The following is a 24,109-nucleotide window of genomic DNA, read 5'->3' as shown; positions in this document are numbered from 1 at the left end:
GCGGACCGGACCGGACCCGCACCGACCCCGCTCACCCGCATCATCTGCCGTGCAGCGCCTCGACGACCTTCGCGAAGATCTCCATGTTCGGCTCCAGGACGGTCAGATACGAGAATCCGTACCGCTCCCGCTGTGCCAGCACCTGGTCGACGATCTCCCCCAGGGTTCCCACCAGGACCAGCGGCAGCTGGAGTGCCTGCTCCTCGCTCAGGTTCGGGAGGTGGCCGAGCCACGGCCGCACGGCGGCGGCGCGGTCCTCGGCGAGCTCGACGATCTGGATCAGCAGGTTCAGTTCGGCGGGTTCCTTGCGCCCGGCGGCGAACTCCCGGTACCGGCCCACCCTTTCGTCGAGTTCGTCGGCGGTCAGCGGTTCCAGCTTGCCGCCCGCCACCGTCCGCGCTCCCGTGAACGCCGCGATGTCCGCGTGCTCGGCGGTGATCCGCAGCATCCGGTCGCCGTTTGCGCCGATGAGCAGCGGCACCCGGGGCCGCTGCGCCGGACGTGGTTCGTGCTCCTCGGAGCCGAGAAGCCGGTCCAACTCCTCGACGGTGCGCAGCAGATGGTCGACGCGCTCGCCCGGCGAACCCCAGGGCAGACCGGCCTTCTCGTGCTCGGCCGGTACGTACCCGGTGCCGAGCCCCAGTTCCAGACGCCCGCCGGTCAGCGCGTCCGTGGTGGCGACCTCGCGTGCCAGCAGTGTCGGGTTCCAGAAGCCCGCGTTCAGCACGAACGTGCCGAGCCGCGGCCGCTGCGTCGCCTCCGCCGCGGCGACCAGGGACGGGAACGGGGCCGGCATGCCGAGATGGTCCGGGACCAGGATCACGTCGTAGCCGAGCTGTTCGGCGCGGCGGCACTTCGCGCGCCACTCCCCGGCCGACGTGGGGCTGAGTAAGTTGACTCCGAAGCGGAACGGGCGCGGCATGAACTCTCCTCATCTCAAGGGGACGTGAGCGGACATGCCGGTGAGTACATCACCGGTGTGCGTATGCCGCCAGCACAGGCACACGCCCGCCGCCGTCGCCCCGCGTGCACATTCCCGTGCCCGCCGCCGTCGCCCTGCGTGCCCTCTTACACGCCTGCCGGGGTCGTCCTGCGTGCGCTTCTCGTGCCCGCCGGGGTCGCCCTGCGTGCCCTCTCGCACGCCCGCCGCCGTCGCCCCGCGTGCACATTCTCGTGCCCGCCGGGGTCGTCCTGCGTGCGCTCTCGCACGCCTGCCGCCGTCGCCCCGCGTGCACATTCCCGTGCCCGCCGGGGTCTTCCCGCGTGCACTCTCACCTCCCGCCGCCACCGCCCGCGCAGTCTCACACGTCCGCCACCACCACCCGCGCGCACTCTCACTCGTGCGCGATGGCCGCCAGCACGTTCATCCGGGACGCGCGCAGCGCCGGCAGCAGGGCCGCCACGACACCCACGACCGCGGAGCCGATCACCACGGCCACGACCGTGCCCCACGGGATCGCCAGCGCCTTCATGCCCTGCAGGGCCAGCACCTGTTGCACGCACACCCCCCAGACCAGGCCGAGCCCGAGCCCGAGGGCCGCTCCGAAGACAGCGATCACCACCGACTCCAGCCGGATCATCCGCCGCAACTGCCGCCGTGCCAGCCCGATCGCGCGCAGCAGCCCGATCTCCCGGGTGCGCTCGACCACCGACAGGGCGAGGGTGTTGACCACCCCGAGCACCGCGATGACGATCGCCAGGCCGAGCAACGCGTAGACGAGATAGAGGAGTACGGCGATCTGGTTGCGGATCAGCTCCTTGTAGTCGGCCTGGTCGCGGACCTGGACCTGCGGGTACGCGTCCAGCGTCCGCTCCAGGTTCGCGCGGAGTTCGTCGGCGTCGATGCCGGACCCGGCGTTCACGTACAGCGCCGAGTCCTGCCCCTCGGGCACGTACTTCTCGATGGTGCCCATCCCGAAGTACAGCCCGCCCTGCACCCCGAAGCCGTCGGCGGTGTCCTGGTCGGTCAGCGCGGTCACCTTCAGCTCGGTGTTCTTCCCGGCCGGGAACCGCACCGGGATCGTGCTGCCCACCGTCACGTCGTGTTCCCGCGCGAACCCGGCGTCCATGGCGATGGCGCCGTCCCCGAGCGCGGCGGCGCTGTCGCCCCGGGCGTAGGTGACGTTCGCGACCTCGTCGAGCCGTGCGTCGTAGGCCGCGGCGGTCGTCTCGATCCGCTCGCCGTCCGGAAGCCGTACCGCGACCGGGGTGAACCGCTGCCGTACGACGAGACCGGCGCCGTCCGTGGCGCGGACCCTGTCGGTGACCTCCTGCGGGAACGGCATGAAGTTCTGGTTCTGGATGACGAAGTCGGCGCCCAGCGTTTTGTCGATCTCGTCGTCGAAGGACTTGGCCATCGACGCGCTGGCCACGGACATTCCGCCGACCAGCGCGATCCCCACCATCAGCGCGGAGGCGGTGGCCCCGGTCCGGCGCGGGTTGCGCAGGGCGTTGCGCTGGCTCATCCGGCCGACGGAGCCGAACAGCGCGGGGAACGCGCCGCCGAGGACCCGGATCACCGGCCGTACGAGCAGGGGTCCCGCGATGACGGTCGCGACGAGCGTGAGGACCACGCCGAGACCGAGCAGGGAGGCGGCGGAACCGGTGTCCGACGACACCGCGCACCCCAGGAGCGCGGCGGCACCGGCCGCCCCGACGATCCCGCCGGCCACCGCACGCACCTTCAGCGGCTGCCCCACCCCGGCTGTCTCGGCGTCCGAGAGGGCCGCCATCGGTGACACGGTCGACGCCCGTCGCGCCGGCAGATAGGCCGCCACGAAGGTGACGCCGAGCCCGACGACGTACGCCGCGACCGGCGTCCCCACGCCGATCACCATCTCGGTCGACCTCAGGTTCATTCCGAAGGCGCCCATGAGCTCGATCAGCCCGAAGGCCAGCCCGATGCCCGCGGCGAGGCCGAGCGTCGACCCGACCAGGCCGAGGAGCGCCGCCTCGGTCAGCACCGACCGCCGTACCTGGCGCCGGTCGGCGCCCAGCGCGCGCAACAGGCCCAGTTCACGGGTGCGCTGGGCAATGAGCATGGAGAAGGTGTTGACGATGAGGAAGATGCCGACGAGCGTCGCGATCCCCGCGAAGCCGAGCATCACGTACTTGATGACGTCGAGGAATCCGCCGAGCGAGGCCGCGGCCGACTCGGCCTGCTCGTCGGCGGTCTGGTACTCGTACGCCGTCGGCCCCAGCTCGTCGGCGATCCGGCGCTTGAGCCGGTCGTCGCTCACTCCGGGCTCGGCGGTCACGGAGATGGTGGTGGCGGCGTCGGCATCGCCCAGCAGCTCGCTCTGCGCGGCCCGGGTGTCCAGATAGACCAGCGCGGCGCCGGGGTTGGTGGTGGTGAAGGTGGCGATGCCGACGACCTTCACCTTGAAGGAGCCCGGCCGGGCGAGCACGGTCAGGGTGTCGCCGATCCGCACGTCCTTGTTCTTGGCGGTGTCCGCGTCGAGCAGCGCCTGGCCGGGGCCCTCCGGCGCGTGTCCGCCGGTCAGCTTCACCGGGCTGCGGTCGGTGAGGTACCAGTTGGTGGCGACGGTGGGAGCGCCGGTCGTCGGCCCCACCGACTCGTTCTCGCTGTCGACGACCGTGACGTTCTCGACGGCCGCGTCGACATGGGCGTCCGCGACGCCGTCGATGCCCGCGATCCGCTGCGCGAGCGAGGCGGGCACGGTCTCGACGGCCCCGGTCGGCAGCTGCCCCGTCAGATCGTCGTCCTTCGGGCCCACGGTCACATCCGCCGAGGTGGAGGCGAAGAGCCGGTCGAAGGTACGGGTGACCGTGTCCGAGAAGATCAGGCTGCCCGCGACGAACGCCACGGACAGAACGACCGCCAGCGCCGAGAGCAGCAGCCGGCCCTTGTGCGCGAGGAAACTCCGCAGGGTCGCCTTCAGCACGGCTCAGTCCTTGTCGAGGTCGATGGACTCGTCGGCGGGCCGGCCTGCGGACCCACCGACGGGGGCGCCCTCGCCGTCGAAGGCCGCCCGGCCGGTGTCGGACCCGGGGGTGTGGGGGTTGGCCCCGGAGAAGAGGCGCATGCGTTCCAGGACCGCTTCGGCGGTCGGGCGCTCCATGCGGTCCACGATGCGCCCGTCGGCGAGGTAGAGCACCAGGTCGGAGTGGGCGGCCGCGCCCGGGTCGTGGGTGACCATGACGACCGTCTGGCCCAGCCGGTCGACCGCCTCGCGCAGGAAGCCGAGCACTTCGAGCCCGGCGCGGGAGTCGAGGTTGCCGGTCGGCTCGTCCGCGAAGATCAGCTCGGGCCGGGAGGCGAGCGCGCGGGCGCAGGCGACGCGCTGCTGCTGGCCGCCGGAGAGCTGGGAGGGCCGGTGCCCCAGCCGGTCGCGCAGCCCGAGGGTGTCGATGACCTGGTTCAGCCACTTCTCGTCGGCCTTCTTGCCCGCGATGTCCATCGGCAGGGTGATGTTCTCGGCCGCGTTCAGCGTGGGAATCAGGTTGAAGGACTGGAACATGAAGCCGATCCGGTCCCGCCGCAGCCGGGTCAGGTCCCGGTCCTTGAGGCCGGTGATCTCGGTGTCCCCGAGCCACACCTGTCCGGCGGAGACGGTGTCGAGCCCCGCCAGGCAGTGCATCAGTGTGGACTTGCCCGAGCCCGAGGGTCCCATGACCGCGGTGAAGCGGCCGCGCGCGATGTCCACGTCGACCGAGTCGAGGGCGAGCACCGTCGTCTCGCCCGAGCCGTACGCCTTCGTCAGGCCCCGGGCGCGGGCGGCGATGCCGTCGGCTTCCGCGCGGCCGAGGGTGTGTTCAGCGGCAGCAGTGGACAAAACGGCCTCCAGGCTCGAACCAGTTCGAATTCCGGGCGCTCCCGGCCGAGCCTAGTGTGATGCAGGGCACAGCAGGAATCCCCCCGAAGTCCGAGGCCGTCTCCCTCGCAGGTCGGGCTTCCGGTATCGATGTAAGGGGCATGGAGATGGGCCCTCAGGGCTTTCGAGGGGAGGTCGGGCGAGTCCTCCGGGGTGGTGTGCGGCAAAGGCGCCCTTGCCTCCGCTAGCACTCCGGCGCTAGCGTCGAAGCATGGCCAAGACCCAGTTGAACGTACGGGTGGACGAGGACACGGCCCGGGCCGCCCGTGAACGAGCCCTGGAGCGCGGGATGAGTGTGAACCGGTACATCGAGGAGTTGGTCCGACAGGACACCGGCGAAGCGGGCCACACCTTCGTCGAGTCCGCCGCCGACTTCATGAAGCAGTACGAGGCGGTCTTCGCCGAGGAGTTCGGCAGCGAGCCAGAAGGCCGGCGCGAGGGACGTCACTGATCCCTTGAGTCAGCTCAGAATCGACCTCGCCTGGCTGCTGATGGTCGCCGAACGGAAGACGCCCGGAGATCCGCAGGTCATCGACTGGGGTGCCCTCGTCGCGGCCGTCGCCAGGCACGAGGCCGAGATCTTCGACGTCCCCGTCTACGACACCCCGCACTCCCGAGCCGCCGCCCTCCTGCAACTCCTCATGCACGTCCCGGCGTTGGAGCGCTCCAACGCCCTCTTCGCCTCCGCCGTCGCCTACGGCTATCTCGTGGCCAGCGGCGTCAAGGTCGTCACCTCCGCCGAGCAGGTGCGCGACCTGGCCAGACTGGTCAAGAGCGGCGAGGCCACCGTGCACGACATCACCCAGGAGCTGCGCCAGTGGAGTCTGTGACGCCGGGCCGCCGGGCCCGGCCCACCACGCAGTAGGAGCTGGGCAGCCGCGGCCCCTGCTCGGGCACCAGGATCTCCCGGACCGTGCCGATCTCGAACCCGGCGGCCCGGATCGCGCCGACCGGGTCGCGGGACACATGGCAGCCGCCGAACAGCAACGGCCACACCGTGGCGTCCAGCCCCCGCTGGGCGGTGCGCATCACCCGTCCGCCGCCCCGGCCGTGCTCGAAGAACCGCAGCTCATCGCCGGGACGCAGCACCCGCCGCACCTCGCTCAGCGAGCGCCGCAGGTCCCGCACACTGCACAGCACCAGTGACACGACGGCCGCGTCGAACGCCTCGCTCTTGACCGGCAGCGCCTCCGCCGCGCCCGGCACCACGTCCACCGGCATCTCGGCGCGCAGGGCGGACTCCAGGGCCAACTGCCGCAGGGAGTGCTCCGGTTCGATCGCCACCACCTCCGCGACCGTGGCCGGGTAGCGCGCGAAGTTCAGACCGTTTCCGGCGCCGATCTCGATGACCCGCCCCGACAGCCCGGCGAGCAGCTCGTCGCGCAGGGGGCCGATCCTCGGCTCCGCCGACACGCTCAGTCTCGCGTAGAACCGGGCGAAGAGGGGGTGGTGCACGGCGTCCTTCGTGGCGCGGGCGCGGGCCATGAGGGCCTCCCGAAGAGGACGGCAGATACTGCGATTGTCCCCCGGGAAGCACCGGCTCACCCGTCACGGCCCGGAGAAGCACCGGCTCACCCTTCGTGGACCAGGGCGGGGAAAACGGCTCACCCGCCGCGTGTCCCTGGGGAGGAGGCCACGCGACGGGCACGGGGTGTACGAGGTGTACGAGGTGTCGTCCGCCGGGAGGGTCAGGCGATGAAGGCCCGGACCTGGTCGTAGATGCCCTCGTCGTTGTTCATGTCGTTGTGCGAGACACAGCCGACCTCGACGTTCGTCGCGCCGCTGAGGATCGCCGAGGTGTCCGGGGTGAGCGCGTCGTCGCAGTTCGACCAGTAGCTGGCGTACGACACACTGCCCGGCGTCTCGTCACCCGAGTTGAGCGAGGTCAGGAACGAACTGCCGGTGTACATCTCGCCACAGGACGTGTAGAGCCACCGACACCAGCCGGCGACGGTCGTCCCGTGGTTCACACCGGCCGTGGAGACGAAGTCGTCCACGTACGCCGTCCCGCCGAGGTTCTTGAGGTAGTAACGGGAGCTGAGCGCGCCCATCGAGTGGACGACCACGTCGACCTTGGAGGCGCCCGTCGTGGCGAGCACGCTCTGGATCTTGGTCTTGAGCTGTGCGGCGGTCGTGGTGTTGGACTGACCCCAGTCGTAGGACCAGGAGTACAGCTCGGAGGACGTGTAGCCGTCGGCCTTGAAGTACGCGATCCAGTCGTCCCAGCTGCTGGACGAACTGCTCAGACCGTGTACGAAGACCACGGGATTGTGGGTCGCGGCCTGGGCCGAGGTCGTGGAGAAGGAGAGCGACAGAAGGAGCGTGGTGGTCACGGTCGCGAGGGCCGTGGCGATACGGCGCATGCGGCGCTGCATGGTGCCTCCTGAAACGGGTGGGGTTCGTCTGGAGTGTCAGGGGGGTCTACGCGCGCCGCATCGGCGAAATCGCCGGTCTTTACTGGTTGGTTAACTCGCAAGTAACGTGATGAGCGTGGTGACTCCGGTGAACCCCCCACAACTTCCGCATCGCTCGCCACCGCCCCCCATGAACGTGTGGTCGAGCCCGAACGCAGCGTCGGCCGTCGCGCCCACGCTGTCCGAAGGCGTGCGCGTACGCCTGCTGCACGCCGCCCACGGCGATCCGCGGGCCGCCGCGGAGCTCGCTGCCGCCCTGACCCGACGCCAGCTCACGGGCCTCGACCCGCTCCCCGCCGAGCCCCTGACGCTGGCCCCCGCCCTGCTGCAACGCCACCGGCGGGACGTACGGGCCCTGCCCGACGACACCCGCTTCCTGCTGCTCCTCGCCGCCGCCGACCAGTACCCGGTCGCGACCCACGCCTACGCGCGTGCCGTCACCGCGGCCCGGCTCGACACCCGCCCCCTCGACACGGCGGAGGCGGCGGGCCTCGCGCACGCCACCACCCGGGGCATCGTCTTCCGGGACGCCTGGACCCGGATCGCCGTGTACGAGTCCGCGTCCATGACCGACCGGCGCGAGGCCCACCGCCTCCTCGCAGCGGTCCTCAGCGGTGAGGGCGAGAGACCAGGCCGGTCCTGGCACCGGGCCGCCGCCGCCCTCGGACCCAGCCGCCGCCTCACCGCCGAACTCCGCCTGGCGGCACGGGTGGCACGTGCCATCGGCGACCCCACCCTCGCCTCCGCCCTCGCCGAACGCGCCGCCGCGCTCACCCCCGAACCGGCCGAACGCATGCCCCTACTGGCCCAGGCGGCTGCGGAGGCGTGGCAGTCGGGCGACGGCGACCGGGCCCGCCGCCTCGTCGCCGCCACCGACGACGACGCCCTCGGTGGCCTCCTCGCCCTGCGCGCGGGAAACGCGGCCGAGGCCTTCGACGCCCTGCTCACCGCCGCCGTCCGGCATGTCGGCGACCACACCCCGGACAGGGCCGCCCATCTGTTGGCACGAGCCACCGAGGCCGCCATCTACACGGGGGACCTCCGCCGCTGCCGGGAGGCCGCCGCCGTCGCCGACAGCCTCGGCATCCTGCCGCCCAGCACCCTCGGCGCACTCGCCGCCGCGTTCGAGGGACGCTACGACGACGCACGGGACGTCCTCGAAGCCGCCGCCGGCCGCTGCGGTCCCGGCGGCGACCCCACCCAGCTGATCCACTCCGGGATCGCCGCCCTCCTCCTCGGCGACCACACCCGCGCCTTCACCGCCACCGCCCGCGCCGCCGCCTCCGCGCGGGCCAGGGGAGAGACGGTCACCGTGCCGCAGGCGATGGAGTTCCGGGCCTACGCGGAGTTCTGGACCGGGCGCCCCAAGGCCGCCGAGGCCGCCACCGTGGACGCCCTGCGCCAGGCGTACGCCACCGGGCAGGACAACGGGGCCTGCCATCTCCAGGCAGCCCTCGCGATGTTCGCGGCCGTCACCGGCGACGAGCAGGTCTGCCGCGAGCGCGCCGAGTCCGCCCGTGCGTACGCCCTGGAACGCGGCCTCGGACTGCCCGCCGCGCTCGCCATGTTCGCCCTCGCGTTCCTCGACCTGAGCACCGGACGGTACGCCGCCTCGGCCGCACGCCTCCGCGCGCTCGCCGGCTTCGGCCCCGGGCACGGACACCGGGCCGTCCGGCACATCGCCACCCCGCACTACGTCGAGGCCGCCGTCCGCACCGGCGACACCCGGGTGGCCCGCGCCGCGCACGCCGACTACGACCGCTGGGCCCGCACCGTCCGCAGCGCCGACGACCTCGCCCTCAGCGCCCGCTGCCGTGCGCTGCTCGCCACCGGGGAGGAGGCCGTCGAGCACTACCGCACGGCCCTCGACCTGCACGCCGCCGGCACCCGTGACTTCGAACGCGCCCGTACCGAACTGCTCTTCGGCAGTGCCCTGCGACGGCTCCGCAACCGCACCGAGGCCCGCGACCGGCTCCACAGCGCCCTGGAGGCCTTCGACCACTTCGGCTCCCCGCACTGCGCGGCCCAGGCCCGCGCCGAACTCCGCGCCCTGGGTGAGCGCGCCTCCGCCGCCCCCGCCGCGGAGCACCTCGCGACCCGGTTGACGGCCCAGCAGCTCATGATCGCCCGCATGGCCGCGGACGGCGCGACCAACCGGGAGATCGCCGCGAGGTTGCTCCTGAGCCCGCGCACGATCGACCACCATCTGCGGGGCGTGTTCTCCCGGTTGGGGATCAGGTCGAGGATCGAGTTGGTGCGGCTGTTGGGGGAGGCGGAAACGTGAGGCCGGGGCGCGCTCCCTCAGGGGCGCGGGGAACCGGGCGATCGGCCACGACGAAACCCCCGGCGGGCCCCTCACAGGACCCCTACGGCGCAACTCCCGTGGCACTGAAGGAAACGGCATCCCACACCCCGCCCAGCGCCGGCGCCAGCCAACCCCCGGCCCTCGCCCGGAACTCGCGGGGCTCCAACGCCCCCGCCCCCGCAGGCACCGCCCCCAGCAGCGGAGCGTTCGCCACGACCGGCAGGTCCGCCAGGTTGCAGCGGGACGCCAGGTCGGGGGACGTGGGCCAGCTGCCGATGACCACGCCCGCCAACTCCACCTCGCGTACGGCGAGTTCGCGGGACGTCAGTTCGGTCGTGTTCAGGGTGCCCAGCCCGGCGGAGGCGACCAGGAGCACCGGCGCGCCGAGCAGCCGGGCCGTGTCCGCCAGCGTGCCGCCCGCCTCGTCGAAGCGGACGAGGAGACCGCCCGCGCCCTCGACCAGCACCAGGGCGTGGTCGACGGCCAGTTTGGCAGCGGCCTCGGCGACGTCCTCGGGGTGCACCGGAGCGAGGCCGGAGCGCCGGGCGGCGGTCGCGGGAGCCAACGGCTCGGGATAGCGGGCGAGTTCGCGGACGGTCACGGCGCCCGAGAGCCGGGCCACCTCGTCCGCGTCGCCGCGCTCGTCCGGCCGTACACCGGTCTGTGCGGGTTTGAGGACGGCCACGGACCGGCCGGACGCCAGGGCCACCGACGCGACGGCCGCCGTGGTGACCGTCTTGCCGACCTCCGTGCCCGTCCCCGTGATCACCAGGACCGTCATGTCATCCCTTTCCGTCATCCCGCCGTCGCCGCCGCGCACACCGCGCGCGCGATCCGCGCCACGTCCTCGTCGCCCGTGACGTACGGCGGCATCGTGTAGACGAGATCACGGAACGGCCGCAGCCATACGCCCTCGCCCACCGCGGCCGCCGTGGCGGCCCGCATGTCCACCGTGTGGTCGAGCTGCACGACCCCGATCGCGCCGAGGACACGTACGTCCCGCACCCCCGGCAGCTCGCGCACCGGCGCCAGACCTTCCCGCAACCCCGTCTCGATCCGCTTGACCTCCGCGAGCCAGTCCTGACCGAGCAGCAGTTCGATCGAGGCACAGGCGACGGCAGCCGCCAGCGGATTGCCCATGAAGGTGGGGCCGTGGGCCAGCACCGGCACCTCGCCCCGTGAGATCCCGTCGGCCACCCGGGCGGTGCACAGGGCCGCCGCCATGGTCAGATAACCACCGGTCAGCGCCTTGCCGACGCACATCACGTCCGGTGTCACCGCCGCGTGGTCGGCGGCGAACAGCGCTCCCGTGCGGCCGAACCCGGTCGCGATCTCGTCGAACACCAGCAGCACGTCATGGGCGTCGCACGCCTCGCGCAGCACCCGCAGATACGCGGGGGAGTGGAACCGCATCCCGCCCGCGCCCTGCACCACGGGCTCCACGATCACGGCGGCCAGTTCGCCGGCGTGCCGCTCGACCGCCGAGCGCAGCAGCTCCGCGTACGACTCCTCGTACTCGGTCGGCGGCGTGTCCACGAACACCTGGTGGGGCAGGACGCCCTGCCACAGCTCGTGCATCCCGCCCTCGGGGTCGCACACGGACATCGGCTGCCAGGTGTCGCCGTGATAGCCGCCGCGCCAGGTCAGCAGACGCCGCTTGCCGGGGCGGCCGAGCGAGCGCCAGTACTGCAGGCACATCTTGACCGCGACCTCGACGGAGACCGACCCCGAGTCGGCCAGGAACACATGCTCCAGCCCCTCGGGAGACATGTCGACAAGGTGCTTCGCCAGCCGCACAGCGGGCTCATGGGTGAGCCCGCCGAACATGACATGACTCATCCGGCCGAGCTGCTCGCGCGCCGCCTCGTTGAGCACCGGGTGGTTGTAGCCGTGGATGGCCGACCACCAGGACGACATGCCGTCCACCAGCTCACCCGAGCCGTCCGCGAGCTGCAGCCGGACCCCGCTCGCCGACTTCACGACGAGCGGTTCCTGCCGGCCCGGCATGGGCCCGTACGGATGCCACACATGCCGCCGGTCCAGCTCCAGCAGCTCGGGCACGCCCAGGTGGGGCGGGCCGGGCAGGTCGGGCAGCTCAGGCATTGGGCGCGAGGTCGGTTCCGGCGCCCCGACGGCGTACGGCCACAAGATCCGAACGAACCTCGCCCGCCGAGGTCTCCACGGCCGGGGCCCCGGCCGTGGAACCGCAGGCACCACCCTCCGCGTGCGACCCGCAGCCCGCGCCCGCGCCCGCGCTCTCGTGCGACCCGCAGCCGCCCCCCTCGTGCGACCCGCACCCGGCGCTCTCCCGGGACCCGCAGCCCCCGCCTGCGGTGACGTTCGCCCGGTGCTCCGGCAGCGTCACCTGATCGGCGCCCTCCACCTCGAAGCCGGCGTCCGCGATCATCTCCAGGTCGGCCTTGCCGGCCTGGCCCTCGCTGGTGAGGTAGTCGCCGAGGAAGATCGAGTTGGCCAGGTGCAGGGCGAGCGGCTGCATCGTGCGGAGATGGACCTCGCGGCCGCCCGCGATCCGCACCTCGCTGTCCGGGCAGACGAACCGCACCATCGCCAGGATCCGCAGACAGCGCTGCGGGGTGAGGTTCCACTCCTTGGCGAGCGGCGTGCCCTCGAACGGGATCAGGAAGTTGACCGGCACCGAGTCGGGGTCCAGTTCGCGCAGCGAGAAGACCACGTCGACCAGGTCCTCGTCGCTCTCGCCCATGCCCGCGATCAGGCCCGAACAGGCCGACAGGCCCGCCGCGTGCGCCTTCTGGACGGTGTCCACCCGATCGGCGTACGTGTGCGTCGTCGTGATCTCGCCGTACGTCGCCTCGGACGTGTTCAGGTTGTGGTTGTAGGCGTCCGCGCCGGCCTCGCGCAGGCGTTCGGCCTGGCCGTCGGAGAGCAGGCCGAGGCAGGCACACACCTCGACGCCCTCGTTCTGGTCCTTGATGGTCTTGATGGTGTCGGAGACCCGGTCCACGTCCCGGTCGGTCGGACCGCGCCCGGACGCCACCAGACAGACCCGCTTGGCGCCACCGGCGAGCCCGGCGGCGGCGGCCTTGGAGGCCTCGTCGGGCTTGAGCCAGCTGTACTTGAGGATGCCGGCCGTGGAGCCGAGCCGCTGGGAGCAGTAGGAGCAGTCCTCGGGGCAGAGGCCGGACTTGAGGTTGACCAGATAGTTCAGTTTCACCCGGCGCCCGTACCAGTGTCGGCGCACCTTCCCGGCCGCGGCCACCACGTCCAACAGCTCGTCGTCGGAGGTGCCGAGAACGGCGAGCGCCTCGGCACGGCTCAGCGGCTCGCGCCGGAGCCCCTTGTCCACCAGCGTGTTCAGCAGGTCCATGAGAGCCGATCCTGTCCTACCAGGCCGCTCCCGGCCAAGGAGAGTTCGGACAACAGAGTGGGATCGACGTGTGGGTATCACCACATCGTGGGCGGCCGGTCGTGCCGTTAGTGTCTGTGCACTGCCTACAAAAGCCCTCGCGCCGTCCACGACGGCCCGGCGCCGCGGGCTGCCCACATCACCCCGGAGGACCCATGGCGTTCGGCTGGATCGACGAGCAGGCGTCGGCGCGTCGCCGGGCCGGGCTCGTACGCACCCTGCGCCCCCGTCCCGCCGACTCGCCGCTCCTCGACCTGGCGAGCAACGACTACCTCGGTCTCGCCCGGCACCCCGAGATCACCGAGGGCGCCGCCGAGGCCGCGCGCCGCTGGGGCGGCGGGGCCACCGGATCCCGGCTCGTCACCGGCACCACCGAGCTGCACGGCGAGCTGGAGCGGGAACTGGCCGACTTCTGCGGCTTCGAGGCGGCCCTCGTCTTCTCGTCCGGCTATGCCGCCAATCTCGCCGCCGTGACCGCGCTCGCGCCGCACGGCTCCCTGATCGTCTCGGACGCGGGCAACCACGCCTCCCTCATCGACGGCTGCCGGCTGGCCCGGGGCACCACCCAGGTGGTGGCCCACGCCGACCCGGAGGCGGTCCGCAAGACGCTCGGCACGGGCGGCCGTGGACCTGCCATCGCCGTCTCCGACACGGTCTTCTCCGTGGACGGCGACGCCGCCCCGCTGGCCGGACTCGCCGCCGCCTGCCGGGAGTACGGCGCCGGGCTCGTCGTGGACGATGCCCACGGGCTCGGTGTCCTGGGCGACGGGGGCCGGGGCGCGCCGCACGCGGCGGGGCTCGCGGGCGCCCCGGACGTCGTCGTGACGGTCACGCTGTCGAAGTCGCTGGGCAGCCAGGGCGGTGCCGTCCTCGGCCCGGCGCACGTCATCGACCACCTGGTCAACGCGGCCCGCACGTTCATCTTCGACACGGGCCTCGCCCCGTCCTCGACCGGCGCGGCGCTCGCCGCGCTCCGGCTGCTGCGCCGCGAGCCGGAGCGGGCCGCGCGGGCTCGCGCGGTGGCGAGGGAGCTGCACACACGGCTGACGGCGTCGGGCCATGAAGCGGTGCGGCCCGACGCCGCCGTGGTGTCCGTACGCGCGCCGTCGCCGGATCAGGCGGTCCGGTGGGCGGCGGACTGCCGGGCGGCGGGTCTCGCCGTCGGCTGTTTCCGCCCACCGTCGGTACCCGACGGCGTCTCGCGGCTGCGGTTGACGGCCCGCGCGGATCTCACGGAGGGGCAGATCGACCGAGCCGTGCGGATCGTCGGCGATACGCGACCGTGAGTCGGCGTCCCGGCCGAGCGTCGCCGTAAGCGGAAGTACGAACGCTGTCGGTGGTGGTCACCGCAGCGTGGTGATGAATCCCTCCCAGGCATCGGGGTCGAACAGCAGGGCGGGCCCCGCCGTGTTCTTCGAGTCGCGTACGGCGACCAGGCCGGCCCAGCGGCCGGACCAGGGACGGGCCGTCTCCACACAGTTGTTCATCCCTGTACTGCGGCTGCTGCGCAGCCATCGCACTCCGAGCAGTTCGGTACTGGTGGGTACGTTCCGAGGCAGAGCGGACATGGTGCCTCCTTACGCGCCGGCGGCTAGCCCGGCGATGTAATCCAACGAGTCCTCGGGCGAAAGGGCGTGGATCTGAAGGGTGTTGAAGGCCTCGACATACGCCTTGAGGTCTTCTTTCCGTTCGAGATAGAGGCTACTCGTCAAGTGGTCGAGAACAACCACGTCCAGATCGGATGTGCTCGGAAATGAGAAAATTACGAAAGGTCCGGTGACGCCGATGTGCGCCCCGGCAGTGAACGGGAGTACCTGCAGTCGCACCTGAGGCAGCCGCGCCGCCTCGACCAGACGGACCAGCTGCCGGGCCATGATCTCGGGACCGCCCACCTCACGTCGGAGAACGCTCTCGTCGAGCACGGCGCTCAGCTCCATCGGCGGCTTCCCGCGCAGAACTTCCTGCCGTGCGAGCCGCACCTCCACGAGCGCGTCCAGTTTGTCGTCTTCCAGCCCCTCCACCGCGGCCCGTGTCACCGCCCGCGCGTACTCGGGGATCTGCAGCAGACCCGGCACCACCGAGGTCTCCAGCGTCCGCATCCCCCCGGCCTGCGACTCCAGGCTGATGAAGTCCCGGTACGTCGGCGGCAGTACGCCCCGGTACGCGTGCCACCAGTTGTGCCGCCCGCCGCCGTCCTCGGAGCCCGCCAACGCCAGGAGCAGCTCCCGTAACTCGGTGTCGTCCACCCCGTACGCGTCGAGCAGCTTGCGTACGTCCGCGGGCTTCACCCCGCTGGCGCCCGTCTCGATCCGGCTCACCTTGGACTGGTGCCAGCCCACGCGAAGGGCCGCCTCGATACTGGTGAGCGCGGAACGGGTGCGCAGGACGCGCAACTCCGCACCGAGCTTGCGGCGGCGCACCGCCGGACCGTACTGCATGGGTTTCTCCTTCCGCCCGGCGCGCGAAGTCGGGGTGACGACAGAGGATGGACGAAAACCCCACCCAAATACGGTCGGCCGTCGGATGGTTCACCGCTTCGAGCGACAGATATATGCACATCTTGGTGGATCGCCCCTCGACACGGCCCAGGTAGTGGCAGTCTGGCGCGAAGCACCAGTCCGGGACCGTAGTCGAACCATCCGCTCCCTGTCGGACACCGGTCCCGTGGGAAAGGGACGCCTCGCCATGGCAGATCACCTGGAAGCATCCGTCACTCTGCCGAGCGATCCCGCCTCGGTGTCCGCAGCCCGGAACTACGTCGCCAGTGTGCTCGCCGAATGGGGCCTGCCGGGCGACACGGACATCGCGGACACCGTGCGCCTGATCGTGTCCGAACTCGCCACCAACGCCGTCCAGCACACGCTGGGGCAGTCGCCCACCTTCACCGTGGACCTCGCGCTCGACCGGGACGAGCACCTGCGCATCGGTGTCACCGACAGCCATCCACGCTTTCCGAAACGTCTGCCGGCCGCCGTCCAGCAGGACAACGGCCGGGGCATGGTCATCATTCGCTGGCTGACGGCCGAGTTCGGCGGCAGACTGAGCGTCAGACCCACCCGGGAGGGCGGCAAGACGGTGGCGATCGAACTTCCGTGGACGGCCCCCGTACAGCCGGTCACCGCAGGCGGTCCACAGGAGACCTGACGGCGCGTTCCTCCGGGGCGGGTGCCGACGTCGGTGTGGTGTCGCGGTCGGCGTGGTGTCGAGGTCGGAGGGGCGTCGCACCGGCTTCGGGAGCACGGCCCACAGGATCAGGCGCGCGAGGAGCCTGCCGGCCCCGGCGGTGATCCCGGCCTTCCGGCCGAGGGTCACGTCCACGACGAGCAGGACGGATCCGGTGACGGCAGGCATCAGTACGATCAGGCCGACGGTGGTCGGCCGGCAGGAGGCCTGCGCGATGACGGGGCTCGGCGTTCTGCCGGAAGAGCGAGCGGCGCAGGGGCGGCCGGGGCGGTGAAGGGCGTCGCCGTGAAGACCGTCGGCGGCAGGGTCACCACGTAGGTGGCGCAAGGTACGGAGTCCGGAGCCGGGAAGCGCGGTGTGAAGGCCGGCGTGAGCAGGAACGCGAAGAGGATCTGCACCCCGCTCCGGGTGACCGCAACTCCTGGAGCGGCTCGGAGAAACTGCGGCCGGCGCGTTCGACGGGGGGCTCGTCATGTGCGTCGCGGGGGGTGTCTCGTTATGTGCGGGGTGGGAGCGTTCTTCGGCCACAGGCGAACGTAGCCACCTCCGGCCGTGACACGCCCGTCGGGGGCGGCGGAGAGCCCCGCCGCCCCCGACGGTGAGTCAGCGGACCCGGCCGTACCAGACGCTCTTCGTCCAGAGCTTCTGCAGCCGGACGACGTCACCCGTCTTAGGCGAGTGCCAGATCTTTCCCTTCCCTGCGTAGATCCCGACGTGGTACACGCTCGATCCCGAGTGGAAGAAGACGAGGTCTCCGAGTTTGCGGTTGCCCGCGGAGATGTGCTTCGTCTTGTTGTACTGCTGCTGAGCAGTACGGGGCAGCTTCTTGCCCGCCTTCTTGAACGAGTAGAGCGTCAGCCCTGAGCAGTCGAACCTGCCCGGGCCCGTGGCGCCGTACTTGTAAGGGGAGCCCTTCTTGGAAGCCGCGACCTTGAGTGCCTTCGACGCCACGGTGGCGGCCTCGGCGTCGGATGCGACGCCCGGTACCACGATGCTGCCGCTCACTGCGGCGATGGTGAGAGCCGAGGCCGTACCGGCCCGGGTCAACAGCGACGGGACACGATTCAGCGCAGACATGCGCAACCCTTCGTCAGCCGCCTGTGAAGGATGACCTGTCGGATTCGGGCTGGCGAAGTTGCCCGGCCGCTGACGCGGCTTCACCCCAAGGGCTGCTCGGCGCGGTCATGGCTTGACCGTTCCGGCGACCCGTCGTGCTTGGGTCCTCCACTCCTGCCGATGCACTTCTGTCGACCGGTCATCCGGGCGGCGGCAGGACTCGGCGTCCACCCGGATCGCCCCGCCGCTGCGGCGGGGGCTTGTCGTCAGGAAGGGATCTTGGCGCACTGAAGTCCGAAAATCCCAACGGAACCGGGGATTTGTGGTCTTACTCACCACTCACCCGTTCGGGTGGACAGGGTGTTTTCGGTAAGTGTGTCCCAGTGGTCGAGGAGGTCCGCACCAGCAAGGGAATGTGACGTTCCGGCCATGTACCAGGCGTGTTGCGCAACTTCACAGGTCCTCACGACGTATGGGCCGATGGGTCGATCGCGGTAGCCCGTCCGGAGGGCTCGAAGGCCGGACCGGACACTCCGTCAGTAGTACGGCGAGCGACCCGGGATCGGTTCAGGCGGGCGAGTCCTCCGGTTCCGGCGGCAGTGCCACGCGGCCGGCCCGGCGCTCGCCGTCGAGGACCCGCAGGGCACGCGCGAGTGTCGGGGCGTGCACCTCACTCTCCCCGCGCCTGTGCATCAGTTCGAGCGCCTCGCGCAGAGCGGTCGCCTTGGCGACGAGCGCCTGCGCCGCCCGCAGTCCGCGGTATGTGTCGCCCGGCCGAGCCGGATTGATCCGCCCGAGCAGATCGACCACGTCCAGATAACAGTCGACCAGCTCCGCCTCGGCGCGTGTGAGCGCGGGCAGCGGCGGCAGTTCGGGTGGGAGCATCCGCGCCTCACCTCGCGCCGGGGAGCGTGCGCGAGGTCTTGCGGCTCTGGATCACCCGGTCGGCCAGGCCGTACTCCACCGCCGCCCAGGCGTCGAGGAACTTGTCCCGCCCGATGTCGGCGCCGACCCGCTCCGGGCTCTGCCCCGTGTGCCGGACCAGCATCTCTTCCACCTTCCGGCGGTTGCGCGTCAACTCCTCGGCGTGGATCACCAGATCGCTCGCCTGCCCCTCGATCCGGTCGGCCACCGTCGGCTGGTGGATCAGCACGCGTGCCCCCGGCAGCATGAACCGCTTGCCCGGTGTGCCCGCCGCCAGCAGCACCGCGGCGGCCGACCCCGCCTGCCCCAGGCAGATGGTCTCCACGTCACAGGTGACGTACCGGATGGTGTCGTAGAGCGCCGTCATCGCGCTGAACGAGCCGCCGGGCGAGTTGATGTACAGCGCGATGTCGCGGTCCGGCGACTGGTACTCGAGGTACATGAACTGCGCCATCACATCGTTCGCCGACGTGTCGTCGATCTGCGTCCCGAGGAACACGATCCGTTCCTCCAGCAGCTTCGAGTACGGATCCATCGTTCGGTGACCCGCGCTGGTGCGCTCGGTGAACTCGGGCAGCACATGACGGGCCGACGGTTGAAGGGCTGATGGTTGAAGGGTCGACGGTTGACGGGCCGACGGTCGGTTCGCGGGCACGGGCGCGCCTCCTCTGAGTGACTTCTGTACAGAATGTACAGGGCGTACGAGGCGATGGGGAGGGGAGGGGAGGGATGACGGCACCCCGGACCGGGGTGGTCCGGGGTGCCGTGGAGTGCGGGTGGGGCGAGTTCAGCATGATCTAGCGCGGAACCCCGGGCGTTCACGCCCGGGAGGAAGCGCTTCTTAACACTGCTCTGACGTGCACGGGTGCAGGGTCTGCACTGTTGGCCTCAGTCGGGACGTTTCTGGTTCTCGATGTACTCCTTGATGACGGCGAGCGGGGCGCCCCCGCATGAGGCGGCGAAGTAGGACGGCGACCAGAAGTGCTCACCCCACAGGTACTTGCGGATGTGGCCGGGGAACTCCTGCCGCAGGCGCCGGGCGGAGACGCCCTTGAGGGAGCCGACGAGCCGGGAGATGGCGACCTTGGGCGGGTAATGCACGAGCAGGTGGACGTGATCGCGTTCGCCGTTGAACTCCCGCAGCTCCGCGCCGAAGTCGGTGCACACGTCGCGCATGACCTCTTCGCAGCGCCGAAGGATCTCGTCGGTGAACGGTCCGCGCCGGTACTTGGGGGTGAAGACCAAGTGCGCATGCAGGGTGCAGACGACGCTACGGCCCCTGCGGATATCGGGGTTTGGCTCCCAGCGTGGTGACATAGATCAATGCTACGATCACTCTCGTGAAGATCGTGACGCAGGTCAAACTCATGCCGGACGCCGTGCAGGCATCCGCGCTTGAGCGCACCCTGCGCACGGTCAACGATGCCGCGAACTGGGTGTCACAGGTGGCGTTCGAGCGCGGTGTGCCGCGTGAGTACGAGCTGCGCAAGCACACCTACGCCGAACTCAAGACCCGTGGGCTGGGAGCGCAGGCCGCGCAACACGTCATCAAGAAGGTGCGCGACTCGTACACCACGCTCAAGGCCAACATCCGTGCCGGGAACCTCGGCAAGGAGGGCTCGAAGCGCCGCCGCAGGGCTGAGTCCAAGCCGGTCACCTTTCGCCCCGAAGCCGCACAGCCGTATGACGACCGGTGTCTGAGCTGGCAGCACGACCAGCGGACCGTGTCCGTCTGGACCGTGGACGGCCGAGTCAGGAACATCCGCTTCGCCTGCTCCGCCGACGCGCTCAAGACGCTCCAGGCGCACCGGCAGGGCGAATCCGACCTGATCCAGCGCGACGGCGTGTTCTACCTCGTCGCCACCTGTGACGTGCCCGAGGCCGAGAGTTACGAGCCGGACGGCTTCATCGGCGTGGACCTCGGCATCGAGAACATCGCCACCGCCTCCACCGGCTACCTCGCCACGGGGCGGGGACTCAACCGGTACCGCAAGCGACAGCTTGCCCTGCGCGCCAAGCTCCAGAAGAAGCGCACCAAGTCCGCCAAGCGGCGGCTCAAGGCCCGTGCCCGCAAAGAAGCGCGGCACGCCGCCAACCAGAACCACATCATCTCCAAGACGATCGTGACCGAGGCTGAACGCACCGGACGCGGCCTGTCCCTCGAAGAACTCAAGGGCATCCGCAACCGGGTACGGCTCCGCAAGCCCCAACGGGTCGCACTCCACTCCTGGGCCTTCGCCCAGCTCGCAGACTTCATCGTCTACAAGGCCAAGCGGGCCGGGGTACCCCTGGTCTTCGTCGATCCCGCGTACACGTCGCAGACGTGCGCCGAGTGCGGCCACGTCGACAAGCGAAACCGTGTCGACCAGGGGCTCTTCATCTGCCGGAGGTGCGGGGTCGTTGCCCACGCCGACCGGAACGCATCCCACAACATCGCCACCCGTGGCGAGAGCGTGTGGAATGCGGGGCGTGAGTCACGCGTCCCTGCCACCCCATAGGGGTGTCTGGACGGAGGAGTCCACCCCAGCAGCCAGCTGGGCACTACCTCCAAGCCCGGTCCTTCAGGGCCGGGTCAAGTTGACTTGATGGCCACGGGGGCCCGGTCTCCCCGAGAAGGCGATCGGTGGCCGGCCCTTCGAGGCCGCGATCTCGGAAGAGGGTCTCGCGGTCTCGGAGAGGGCCTCGCGGTCTCGGCGGGCGTGACGACGTTCTCCTCCGGCGGCGTGTCGCCGTTCACGCCGGAGATCTCCACCGTGAAGCCGATCTGCAAGGAGTGGTAGGCGTCCTCTTCCTCCACGCTCAGGCCGGAGCTCCCGGAAACTCGGTGCCGGGTGGGAAGTCCACCGCCGCCGCGTTGCTCTCGGCGCCCGCGCTGGCCACCGTGGCCGCGTGTGCCATGCCGCTCGACGCGAGTGCCGCCCCCGCCGCCGCGGACCCCGGGTACCCGAGCAGTGAACGCCTGGAAAGGCCGGACATCGTTTCCCCTGTTCGATTGTCATGGGCACCTCCTGCGAGAGGTCGACCGTGATCGTACGAACGGAGTGATCGCCGTGGGCCAGAAGGGAATCTTCCGCTCGGGGCGGTACGCGGTGCCAGGTCTAAGCTGGACTCCATGGCCTACGAGATTCCGGTGACGCAAGCCAGGGCTGAGCTCGCCGATCTGATCAACCGCGTGGTCTACGGCGGCGAGCGCGTCGTTGTGACGCGACACGGAAAGCCCCTCGTCGCCCTGGTCTCCGCCGCCGACCTGGAGCAGCTCGAAGCCCTCCAGGAACCCGCGGACGAGCCGGTGATCAGTGCCGTCTCCCGAGTCCGTGAGGTCGCACCCTCGCCGAGGGAACAGCAGCGGTTCGGCATCGCGGCGGAGCATCGGGGGTCGGGGGCTTCGTAGGGGCCGCCGGTCCGTGGTCCGCGGAGCAGGGTCCGGAACACGCGTTCGGCGTCCCACGCTCCTTCGCGGATCCGCGTTCGGCCCGTGTTCGGCCCGCATTCGGCCCGTGCGCGGGGCCCCTTGTGCGGCGGCGGTTGTGCCCCGGCAGCAGTCCAAAGGCCGTGCGCCCCGTCCGCTACAGCGGGCCGCACGGCCGTTCTGGGTGGTGGTGGTCGGGCTCGGCCCGCGGCGGATCAGTGCGCCGGGGCCGGTTCGGCGGAGGTCGGCTCGGTGGGCTTCGGGCGGCGCTTGAGCAGGTCGCCCAGCAGGACGGCCGCCAGGCCGAAGGTCGCCCACGCGGTCAGGACGAGGGACGGGGCGAGGGCGGCGGCGCCGTCGAAGAAGGACACCGAGCGCAGCAGCGACGCACCCGCACCCGGCGGGAGGAGCTGGCCGAGTGCGCCCGCCGGCTCGGGGAGCATCTGAGGTGCGGTGGAGGCGCCCGCGAAGGGGTTGCCGAAGAACACGATGAGCAGGGCGCCCAGGCCGATGCCCGCCTTGCCGAGCAGTGCGGCGAGTCCGGCCACGGTGGCGCCGACGGCCAGGGTCGCCAGGCTCAGCACGCCGGCCTCGACCCACCAGTGCCCGCCGAGCACGCCCAGCCAGCTGTCCGCGATCGCGGTGGCGGCCGCCCCGACCAGCACGGCGGCCCCGACCAGCGCGCCGGCCGCCCGCCCCCGGCGCAGCCCGAGCAGGGTGACCAGGGCGCCGGAGGCGGTGCCTGCGAGGGCCAGCGGCAGCACGCTCGCACCGAAGGCCGAGCCCCGCGGGTCGTTCGGCGAGGTGGTCACCACATCGGAGGTCGCGACCTGGACACCCTCCTCGGCGGCCTGCTGGGTCACGGCCTGCTGCAGCAGCTGGGCGACCATCGGGCTCGCCGCCGAGGCGGTGAGCAGCTTGGGTCCGGCCTGCGTGACGACCACCGCGCCGTATACGGTCCGGTCCTCGATCGCGTCCCGGGCGGCCGCCTCGTCGGCATAGCGGTGGATCTCGAAGGCGCCCTCCCGCTGCTTCAGCTGCTGCTCGACCTGGGCGACGGCGGTGGCCGGTCCGGCCACACCGAGGGGAAGGTCGCGGGGGGCGGTCCGGGCGTTGGGCCACGCGAAGGCCCAGAGCGCGAGCGCCGCGATGATCGGGATCAGGATGACGACCGCGACCATACGGCGATTCGGGGGTACCGGACGGGCCGGGGCCGATGTGCCGACGGCGGTGGCGGGGGTGGTGCCGGCGCCTGTGTCGGTGGCCTGGGCCGCGGTGGGTGCAGCGGACGGGGCGGACATGGCTCTCCTTGATGGGGAGTTGGTGTGGGAGTCGCCGCAGCGGTCGCTCGGCAACGGTGAGCGGCGGCGGGCCGCTAAAAAGAAGGAGCGTTCGTTTTTCTTAAATCACCATGCTCCCGGCGCTGCGGCTTGTCAAGAAGGAACGTTCGTTTTACTTTTGGGACCATGCCCCGCGTATCCCAGGAACGTCTCGACGCCCGCCGCCGCCAGATCCTCGAAGCCGCCGCCCGCTGCTTCGCCCGTAACGGGTTCCACGCCACGTCCATGCAGGACGTGCTGAAGGAGGCCGACCTCTCCGCCGGGGCTGTCTACCGGTACTTCAGCGGCAAGGAGGAGCTGATCGCGGCGATCGTCGGGGAGGTCCTCGACGAGGTGCGCGACTCGTTCGAGGAGGCCGCGCTGCAGAGCCCGCCGCCACCGCCGGACCTGCTGATCGGGGCGGTCCTGCGCCGGATCCTGCACCGGCAGCCGTCGCTCGGGGGGGCGGAGGAGTCCCTGTATCCGAGGCTGATGGTCCAGGTGTGGGCCGAGACGCTGCGCAATCCCGAGCTGCACGCGATCCTCGACAACGGGTTCGCCCAGGTCCGCAGGCCATGGATCAAGATCGTCGAGGGGTATCAGGACGCGGGGATGATGCGCGCAGACATCCCCGCCCTCAGCGTGGCGCGCACGATGGTCGCGCTCGCCCAGGGCTTCGCGGCCCAGTACGCGCTTTTCGGCGCCGTACCGATCCAGGTGGTGGAGCTGGGCGTGAAGGCGCTGATGAGCATGGAGGACAAGGACGCCCGGAGCTGAGCGGGACGTGCTCGGGACGTGCTCGGGGCGTCGGCGGACCGACCCGGTCCGGGGCGGGGCGACGCACGCGGATCACGGTCCGGTTAACGTCGCCGAAACGCCACCCAATTAGCCTGCGGCCACGCCACCAGGGAATGTGTCCGGTGGTGAGGCAACCGGACCCCGCACGGTCCGGAGCGAGGATGTGAGGTGGACGCCGTGCAACTGACCCCGCACGAGCAGGAGAGGCTGCTGATCCATGTGGCGGCCGACGTGGCGGAGAAGCGCCGGGCCCGCGGGCTGAAGCTGAACCACCCCGAGGCCGTCGCGCTCATCACCGCGCACATCCTCGAAGGCGCGCGGGACGGCCGTACGGTGGCCGAACTCATGGCGTCGGGGAGGCGGTTGCTCACCCGTGACGACGTCATGGAAGGCATCCCCGAGATGATCCACGACGTCCAGGTCGAGGCCACTTTCCCGGACGGCACCAAGCTCGTCACCGTCCACGACCCGATCGTCTGAA

26 protein-coding genes, 1 pseudogene and 1 riboswitch are annotated in these 24,109 nt (G+C 71.1%); of the genes and pseudogenes, 9 read left to right on the top strand and 18 right to left on the bottom strand.

Annotation, left to right across the window (positions count from 1 at the left end):
• Positions 1 to 40: 40 nt before the first annotated feature.
• The 3 genes from OG858_RS06845 to OG858_RS06835 all read right to left on the bottom strand — a co-directional run bounded on the left by OG858_RS06845 (position 41) and on the right by OG858_RS06835 (position 4,796).
• On the bottom strand, positions 41 to 922 hold the full coding sequence (locus OG858_RS06845; RefSeq protein ID WP_086750584.1) for an LLM class F420-dependent oxidoreductase: 882 nt from the start codon (positions 920 to 922) through the stop codon (positions 41 to 43).
• Positions 923 to 1,334: 412 nt separating this feature from the next.
• Entirely contained in the window at positions 1,335 to 3,905 is a 2,571-nt protein-coding gene (locus OG858_RS06840; RefSeq protein ID WP_328545042.1) for an FtsX-like permease family protein, read from the bottom strand.
• Positions 3,906 to 3,908: 3 nt separating this feature from the next.
• Positions 3,909 to 4,796, bottom strand: a complete 888-nt coding sequence (locus OG858_RS06835; protein WP_086750586.1) for an ABC transporter ATP-binding protein — start codon at positions 4,794 to 4,796, stop codon at positions 3,909 to 3,911.
• 250 nt (positions 4,797 to 5,046) lie between these two features.
• On the opposite strand from OG858_RS06835, the gene OG858_RS06830 reads away from it, so the two are divergent.
• Positions 5,047 to 5,286, top strand: a complete 240-nt coding sequence (locus OG858_RS06830; RefSeq protein WP_319067508.1) for a toxin-antitoxin system HicB family antitoxin — start codon at positions 5,047 to 5,049, stop codon at positions 5,284 to 5,286.
• Between the two features lie 4 nt (positions 5,287 to 5,290).
• Positions 5,291 to 5,665 (top strand): fic family toxin-antitoxin system, toxin component, encoded by a 375-nt coding sequence (locus OG858_RS06825; protein WP_327749206.1) that lies wholly within the window; start codon positions 5,291 to 5,293, stop codon positions 5,663 to 5,665.
• Here OG858_RS06825 and OG858_RS06820 read toward each other — a convergent pair.
• Both OG858_RS06820 and OG858_RS06815 read right to left on the bottom strand, forming a co-directional pair.
• The gene (locus OG858_RS06820) at positions 5,634 to 6,320 is read right to left on the bottom strand and encodes a class I SAM-dependent methyltransferase (RefSeq protein ID WP_328545043.1); all 687 of its coding nucleotides are present in this window, start codon (positions 6,318 to 6,320) and stop codon (positions 5,634 to 5,636) included. The genes OG858_RS06825 and OG858_RS06820 overlap by 32 nt on opposite strands.
• 203 nt (positions 6,321 to 6,523) lie before the next feature.
• Positions 6,524 to 7,210, bottom strand: coding sequence for an esterase/lipase family protein (locus OG858_RS06815; RefSeq protein WP_037704911.1), 687 nt, complete (start codon positions 7,208 to 7,210; stop codon positions 6,524 to 6,526).
• 169 nt (positions 7,211 to 7,379) lie between these two features.
• Between OG858_RS06815 and OG858_RS06810 the strand changes: the two genes are divergently transcribed.
• On the top strand, positions 7,380 to 9,533 hold the full coding sequence (locus OG858_RS06810; protein WP_328545044.1) for a helix-turn-helix transcriptional regulator: 2,154 nt from the start codon (positions 7,380 to 7,382) through the stop codon (positions 9,531 to 9,533).
• Between the two features lie 82 nt (positions 9,534 to 9,615).
• Here OG858_RS06810 and bioD read toward each other — a convergent pair whose 3' ends face one another.
• From bioD to bioB, 3 genes are read right to left on the bottom strand one after another with little or no spacing between them, the layout of a single operon-like run.
• Positions 9,616 to 10,335 carry a dethiobiotin synthase gene (gene bioD, locus OG858_RS06805; protein ID WP_328545045.1) on the bottom strand — a complete coding sequence of 240 codons (720 nt, stop codon included), beginning with the start codon at positions 10,333 to 10,335 and terminating at the stop codon, positions 9,616 to 9,618.
• 14 nt (positions 10,336 to 10,349) lie between these two features.
• Complete coding sequence (locus OG858_RS06800) at positions 10,350 to 11,657, bottom strand: adenosylmethionine--8-amino-7-oxononanoate transaminase (protein ID WP_319320188.1); 1,308 nt, start codon at positions 11,655 to 11,657, stop codon at positions 10,350 to 10,352.
• Entirely contained in the window at positions 11,650 to 12,900 is a 1,251-nt protein-coding gene (bioB, locus tag OG858_RS06795) for a biotin synthase BioB (RefSeq protein ID WP_328545046.1), read from the bottom strand. The genes OG858_RS06800 and bioB overlap by 8 nt, the downstream gene beginning before the upstream one ends.
• A 194-nt stretch (positions 12,901 to 13,094) precedes the next feature.
• On the opposite strand from bioB, the gene OG858_RS06790 reads away from it, so the two are divergent.
• Entirely contained in the window at positions 13,095 to 14,225 is a 1,131-nt protein-coding gene (locus OG858_RS06790) for an 8-amino-7-oxononanoate synthase (protein WP_319067510.1), read from the top strand.
• Positions 14,226 to 14,282: 57 nt separating this feature from the next.
• On the opposite strand, the gene OG858_RS06785 is transcribed toward OG858_RS06790, so the two are convergent.
• Together OG858_RS06785 and OG858_RS06780 are read right to left on the bottom strand one after the other, a co-directional pair.
• Positions 14,283 to 14,507, bottom strand: a complete 225-nt coding sequence (locus OG858_RS06785; RefSeq protein ID WP_319067511.1) for a DUF397 domain-containing protein — start codon at positions 14,505 to 14,507, stop codon at positions 14,283 to 14,285.
• A gap of 9 nt (positions 14,508 to 14,516) precedes the next feature.
• Positions 14,517 to 15,377 carry a helix-turn-helix domain-containing protein gene (locus tag OG858_RS06780; protein WP_319067512.1) on the bottom strand — a complete coding sequence of 287 codons (861 nt, stop codon included), beginning with the start codon at positions 15,375 to 15,377 and terminating at the stop codon, positions 14,517 to 14,519.
• Positions 15,378 to 15,624: 247 nt separating this feature from the next.
• On the opposite strand from OG858_RS06780, the gene OG858_RS06775 reads away from it, so the two are divergent.
• The gene (locus OG858_RS06775) at positions 15,625 to 16,083 is read left to right on the top strand and encodes an ATP-binding protein (RefSeq protein WP_319067513.1); all 459 of its coding nucleotides are present in this window, start codon (positions 15,625 to 15,627) and stop codon (positions 16,081 to 16,083) included.
• A gap of 147 nt (positions 16,084 to 16,230) precedes the next feature.
• Here OG858_RS06775 and OG858_RS06770 read toward each other — a convergent pair.
• The 6 genes and pseudogenes from OG858_RS06770 to tnpA form a co-directional block, all read right to left on the bottom strand.
• Positions 16,231 to 16,290, bottom strand: a pseudogene (locus tag OG858_RS06770) (DUF6328 family protein); the annotation flags it as partial.
• Positions 16,291 to 16,298: 8 nt separating this feature from the next.
• Positions 16,299 to 16,520, bottom strand: a complete 222-nt coding sequence (locus tag OG858_RS06765) for a DUF6328 family protein (protein ID WP_328545047.1) — start codon at positions 16,518 to 16,520, stop codon at positions 16,299 to 16,301.
• Between the two features lie 205 nt (positions 16,521 to 16,725).
• Positions 16,726 to 17,199, bottom strand: coding sequence for a C40 family peptidase (locus tag OG858_RS06760; RefSeq protein ID WP_086753836.1), 474 nt, complete (start codon positions 17,197 to 17,199; stop codon positions 16,726 to 16,728).
• A 3-nt stretch (positions 17,200 to 17,202) separates the two neighbouring features.
• Positions 17,203 to 17,373, bottom strand: a riboswitch (cyclic di-AMP (ydaO/yuaA leader).
• A gap of 372 nt (positions 17,374 to 17,745) precedes the next feature.
• Positions 17,746 to 18,063, bottom strand: a complete 318-nt coding sequence (locus OG858_RS06755) for a hypothetical protein (protein WP_086753838.1) — start codon at positions 18,061 to 18,063, stop codon at positions 17,746 to 17,748.
• Between the two features lie 7 nt (positions 18,064 to 18,070).
• The gene (locus OG858_RS06750; RefSeq protein ID WP_328545048.1) at positions 18,071 to 18,757 is read right to left on the bottom strand and encodes an ATP-dependent Clp protease proteolytic subunit; all 687 of its coding nucleotides are present in this window, start codon (positions 18,755 to 18,757) and stop codon (positions 18,071 to 18,073) included.
• Positions 18,758 to 18,990: 233 nt separating this feature from the next.
• Positions 18,991 to 19,419, bottom strand: a complete 429-nt coding sequence (gene tnpA / locus OG858_RS06745; RefSeq protein ID WP_086747703.1) for an IS200/IS605 family transposase — start codon at positions 19,417 to 19,419, stop codon at positions 18,991 to 18,993.
• A gap of 50 nt (positions 19,420 to 19,469) precedes the next feature.
• Here tnpA and OG858_RS06740 point away from each other — a divergent pair, with 50 nt between their 5' ends.
• Positions 19,470 to 20,600 carry an RNA-guided endonuclease InsQ/TnpB family protein gene (locus tag OG858_RS06740; protein ID WP_327725990.1) on the top strand — a complete coding sequence of 377 codons (1,131 nt, stop codon included), beginning with the start codon at positions 19,470 to 19,472 and terminating at the stop codon, positions 20,598 to 20,600.
• A gap of 301 nt (positions 20,601 to 20,901) precedes the next feature.
• Here OG858_RS06740 and OG858_RS06735 read toward each other — a convergent pair whose 3' ends face one another.
• A complete protein-coding gene (locus OG858_RS06735) occupies positions 20,902 to 21,078 on the bottom strand; it encodes a hypothetical protein (RefSeq protein ID WP_327749209.1) in 177 nt (58 codons plus the stop codon).
• A 136-nt stretch (positions 21,079 to 21,214) separates the two neighbouring features.
• Here OG858_RS06735 and OG858_RS06730 point away from each other — a divergent pair, with 136 nt between their 5' ends.
• Positions 21,215 to 21,493 (top strand): type II toxin-antitoxin system Phd/YefM family antitoxin, encoded by a 279-nt coding sequence (locus OG858_RS06730; protein ID WP_037705200.1) that lies wholly within the window; start codon positions 21,215 to 21,217, stop codon positions 21,491 to 21,493.
• Positions 21,494 to 21,726: 233 nt separating this feature from the next.
• Here OG858_RS06730 and OG858_RS06725 read toward each other — a convergent pair whose 3' ends face one another.
• Positions 21,727 to 22,812: an ABC transporter permease gene (locus tag OG858_RS06725; RefSeq protein ID WP_328545049.1), complete on the bottom strand. Its 1,086-nt coding sequence runs from the start codon at positions 22,810 to 22,812 to the stop codon at positions 21,727 to 21,729.
• 165 nt (positions 22,813 to 22,977) lie between these two features.
• Between OG858_RS06725 and OG858_RS06720 the strand changes: the two genes are divergently transcribed.
• Complete coding sequence (locus OG858_RS06720; protein WP_086752798.1) at positions 22,978 to 23,607, top strand: TetR/AcrR family transcriptional regulator; 630 nt, start codon at positions 22,978 to 22,980, stop codon at positions 23,605 to 23,607.
• Between the two features lie 198 nt (positions 23,608 to 23,805).
• Positions 23,806 to 24,108 (top strand): urease subunit gamma, encoded by a 303-nt coding sequence (locus tag OG858_RS06715; protein WP_086752804.1) that lies wholly within the window; start codon positions 23,806 to 23,808, stop codon positions 24,106 to 24,108.
• Position 24,109 lies beyond the last annotated feature (1 nt).

The organism is Streptomyces europaeiscabiei (assembly GCF_036346855.1).
Classification (GTDB): Bacteria; Actinomycetota; Actinomycetes; order Streptomycetales; family Streptomycetaceae; genus Streptomyces; species Streptomyces europaeiscabiei.
This window is presented reverse-complemented; position numbering and strand designations above follow the sequence as displayed.

What these genes read in the sequence shown, in the direction of transcription:
- OG858_RS06830 (WP_319067508.1), top strand. Translation starts at nt 5,047, where the DNA reads ATGGCCAAGACCCAGTTGAACGTACGGGTGGACGAGGACACGGCCCGG.
- OG858_RS06755 (WP_086753838.1), bottom strand. Translation starts at nt 18,063, where the DNA reads ATGCTCCCACCCGAACTGCCGCCGCTGCCCGCGCTCACACGCGCCGAG.
- OG858_RS06790 (WP_319067510.1), top strand. Translation starts at nt 13,095, where the DNA reads ATGGCGTTCGGCTGGATCGACGAGCAGGCGTCGGCGCGTCGCCGGGCC.
- OG858_RS06820 (WP_328545043.1), bottom strand. Translation starts at nt 6,320, where the DNA reads ATGGCCCGCGCCCGCGCCACGAAGGACGCCGTGCACCACCCCCTCTTC.
- OG858_RS06785 (WP_319067511.1), bottom strand. Translation starts at nt 14,507, where the DNA reads ATGTCCGCTCTGCCTCGGAACGTACCCACCAGTACCGAACTGCTCGGA.
- OG858_RS06800 (WP_319320188.1), bottom strand. Translation starts at nt 11,657, where the DNA reads ATGCCTGAGCTGCCCGACCTGCCCGGCCCGCCCCACCTGGGCGTGCCC.
- OG858_RS06760 (WP_086753836.1), bottom strand. Translation starts at nt 17,199, where the DNA reads ATGTCTGCGCTGAATCGTGTCCCGTCGCTGTTGACCCGGGCCGGTACG.
- bioD (WP_328545045.1), bottom strand. Translation starts at nt 10,335, where the DNA reads ATGACGGTCCTGGTGATCACGGGGACGGGCACGGAGGTCGGCAAGACG.
- OG858_RS06740 (WP_327725990.1), top strand. Translation starts at nt 19,470, where the DNA reads ATGCCGGACGCCGTGCAGGCATCCGCGCTTGAGCGCACCCTGCGCACG.
- OG858_RS06780 (WP_319067512.1), bottom strand. Translation starts at nt 15,377, where the DNA reads ATGCAGTACGGTCCGGCGGTGCGCCGCCGCAAGCTCGGTGCGGAGTTG.
- bioB (WP_328545046.1), bottom strand. Translation starts at nt 12,900, where the DNA reads ATGGACCTGCTGAACACGCTGGTGGACAAGGGGCTCCGGCGCGAGCCG.
- tnpA (WP_086747703.1), bottom strand. Translation starts at nt 19,419, where the DNA reads ATGTCACCACGCTGGGAGCCAAACCCCGATATCCGCAGGGGCCGTAGC.
- OG858_RS06735 (WP_327749209.1), bottom strand. Translation starts at nt 21,078, where the DNA reads ATGTCCGGCCTTTCCAGGCGTTCACTGCTCGGGTACCCGGGGTCCGCG.
- OG858_RS06725 (WP_328545049.1), bottom strand. Translation starts at nt 22,812, where the DNA reads ATGTCCGCCCCGTCCGCTGCACCCACCGCGGCCCAGGCCACCGACACA.
- OG858_RS06720 (WP_086752798.1), top strand. Translation starts at nt 22,978, where the DNA reads ATGCCCCGCGTATCCCAGGAACGTCTCGACGCCCGCCGCCGCCAGATC.
- OG858_RS06845 (WP_086750584.1), bottom strand. Translation starts at nt 922, where the DNA reads ATGCCGCGCCCGTTCCGCTTCGGAGTCAACTTACTCAGCCCCACGTCG.
- OG858_RS06775 (WP_319067513.1), top strand. Translation starts at nt 15,625, where the DNA reads ATGGCAGATCACCTGGAAGCATCCGTCACTCTGCCGAGCGATCCCGCC.
- OG858_RS06730 (WP_037705200.1), top strand. Translation starts at nt 21,215, where the DNA reads ATGGCCTACGAGATTCCGGTGACGCAAGCCAGGGCTGAGCTCGCCGAT.
- OG858_RS06810 (WP_328545044.1), top strand. Translation starts at nt 7,380, where the DNA reads ATGAACGTGTGGTCGAGCCCGAACGCAGCGTCGGCCGTCGCGCCCACG.
- OG858_RS06815 (WP_037704911.1), bottom strand. Translation starts at nt 7,210, where the DNA reads ATGCAGCGCCGCATGCGCCGTATCGCCACGGCCCTCGCGACCGTGACC.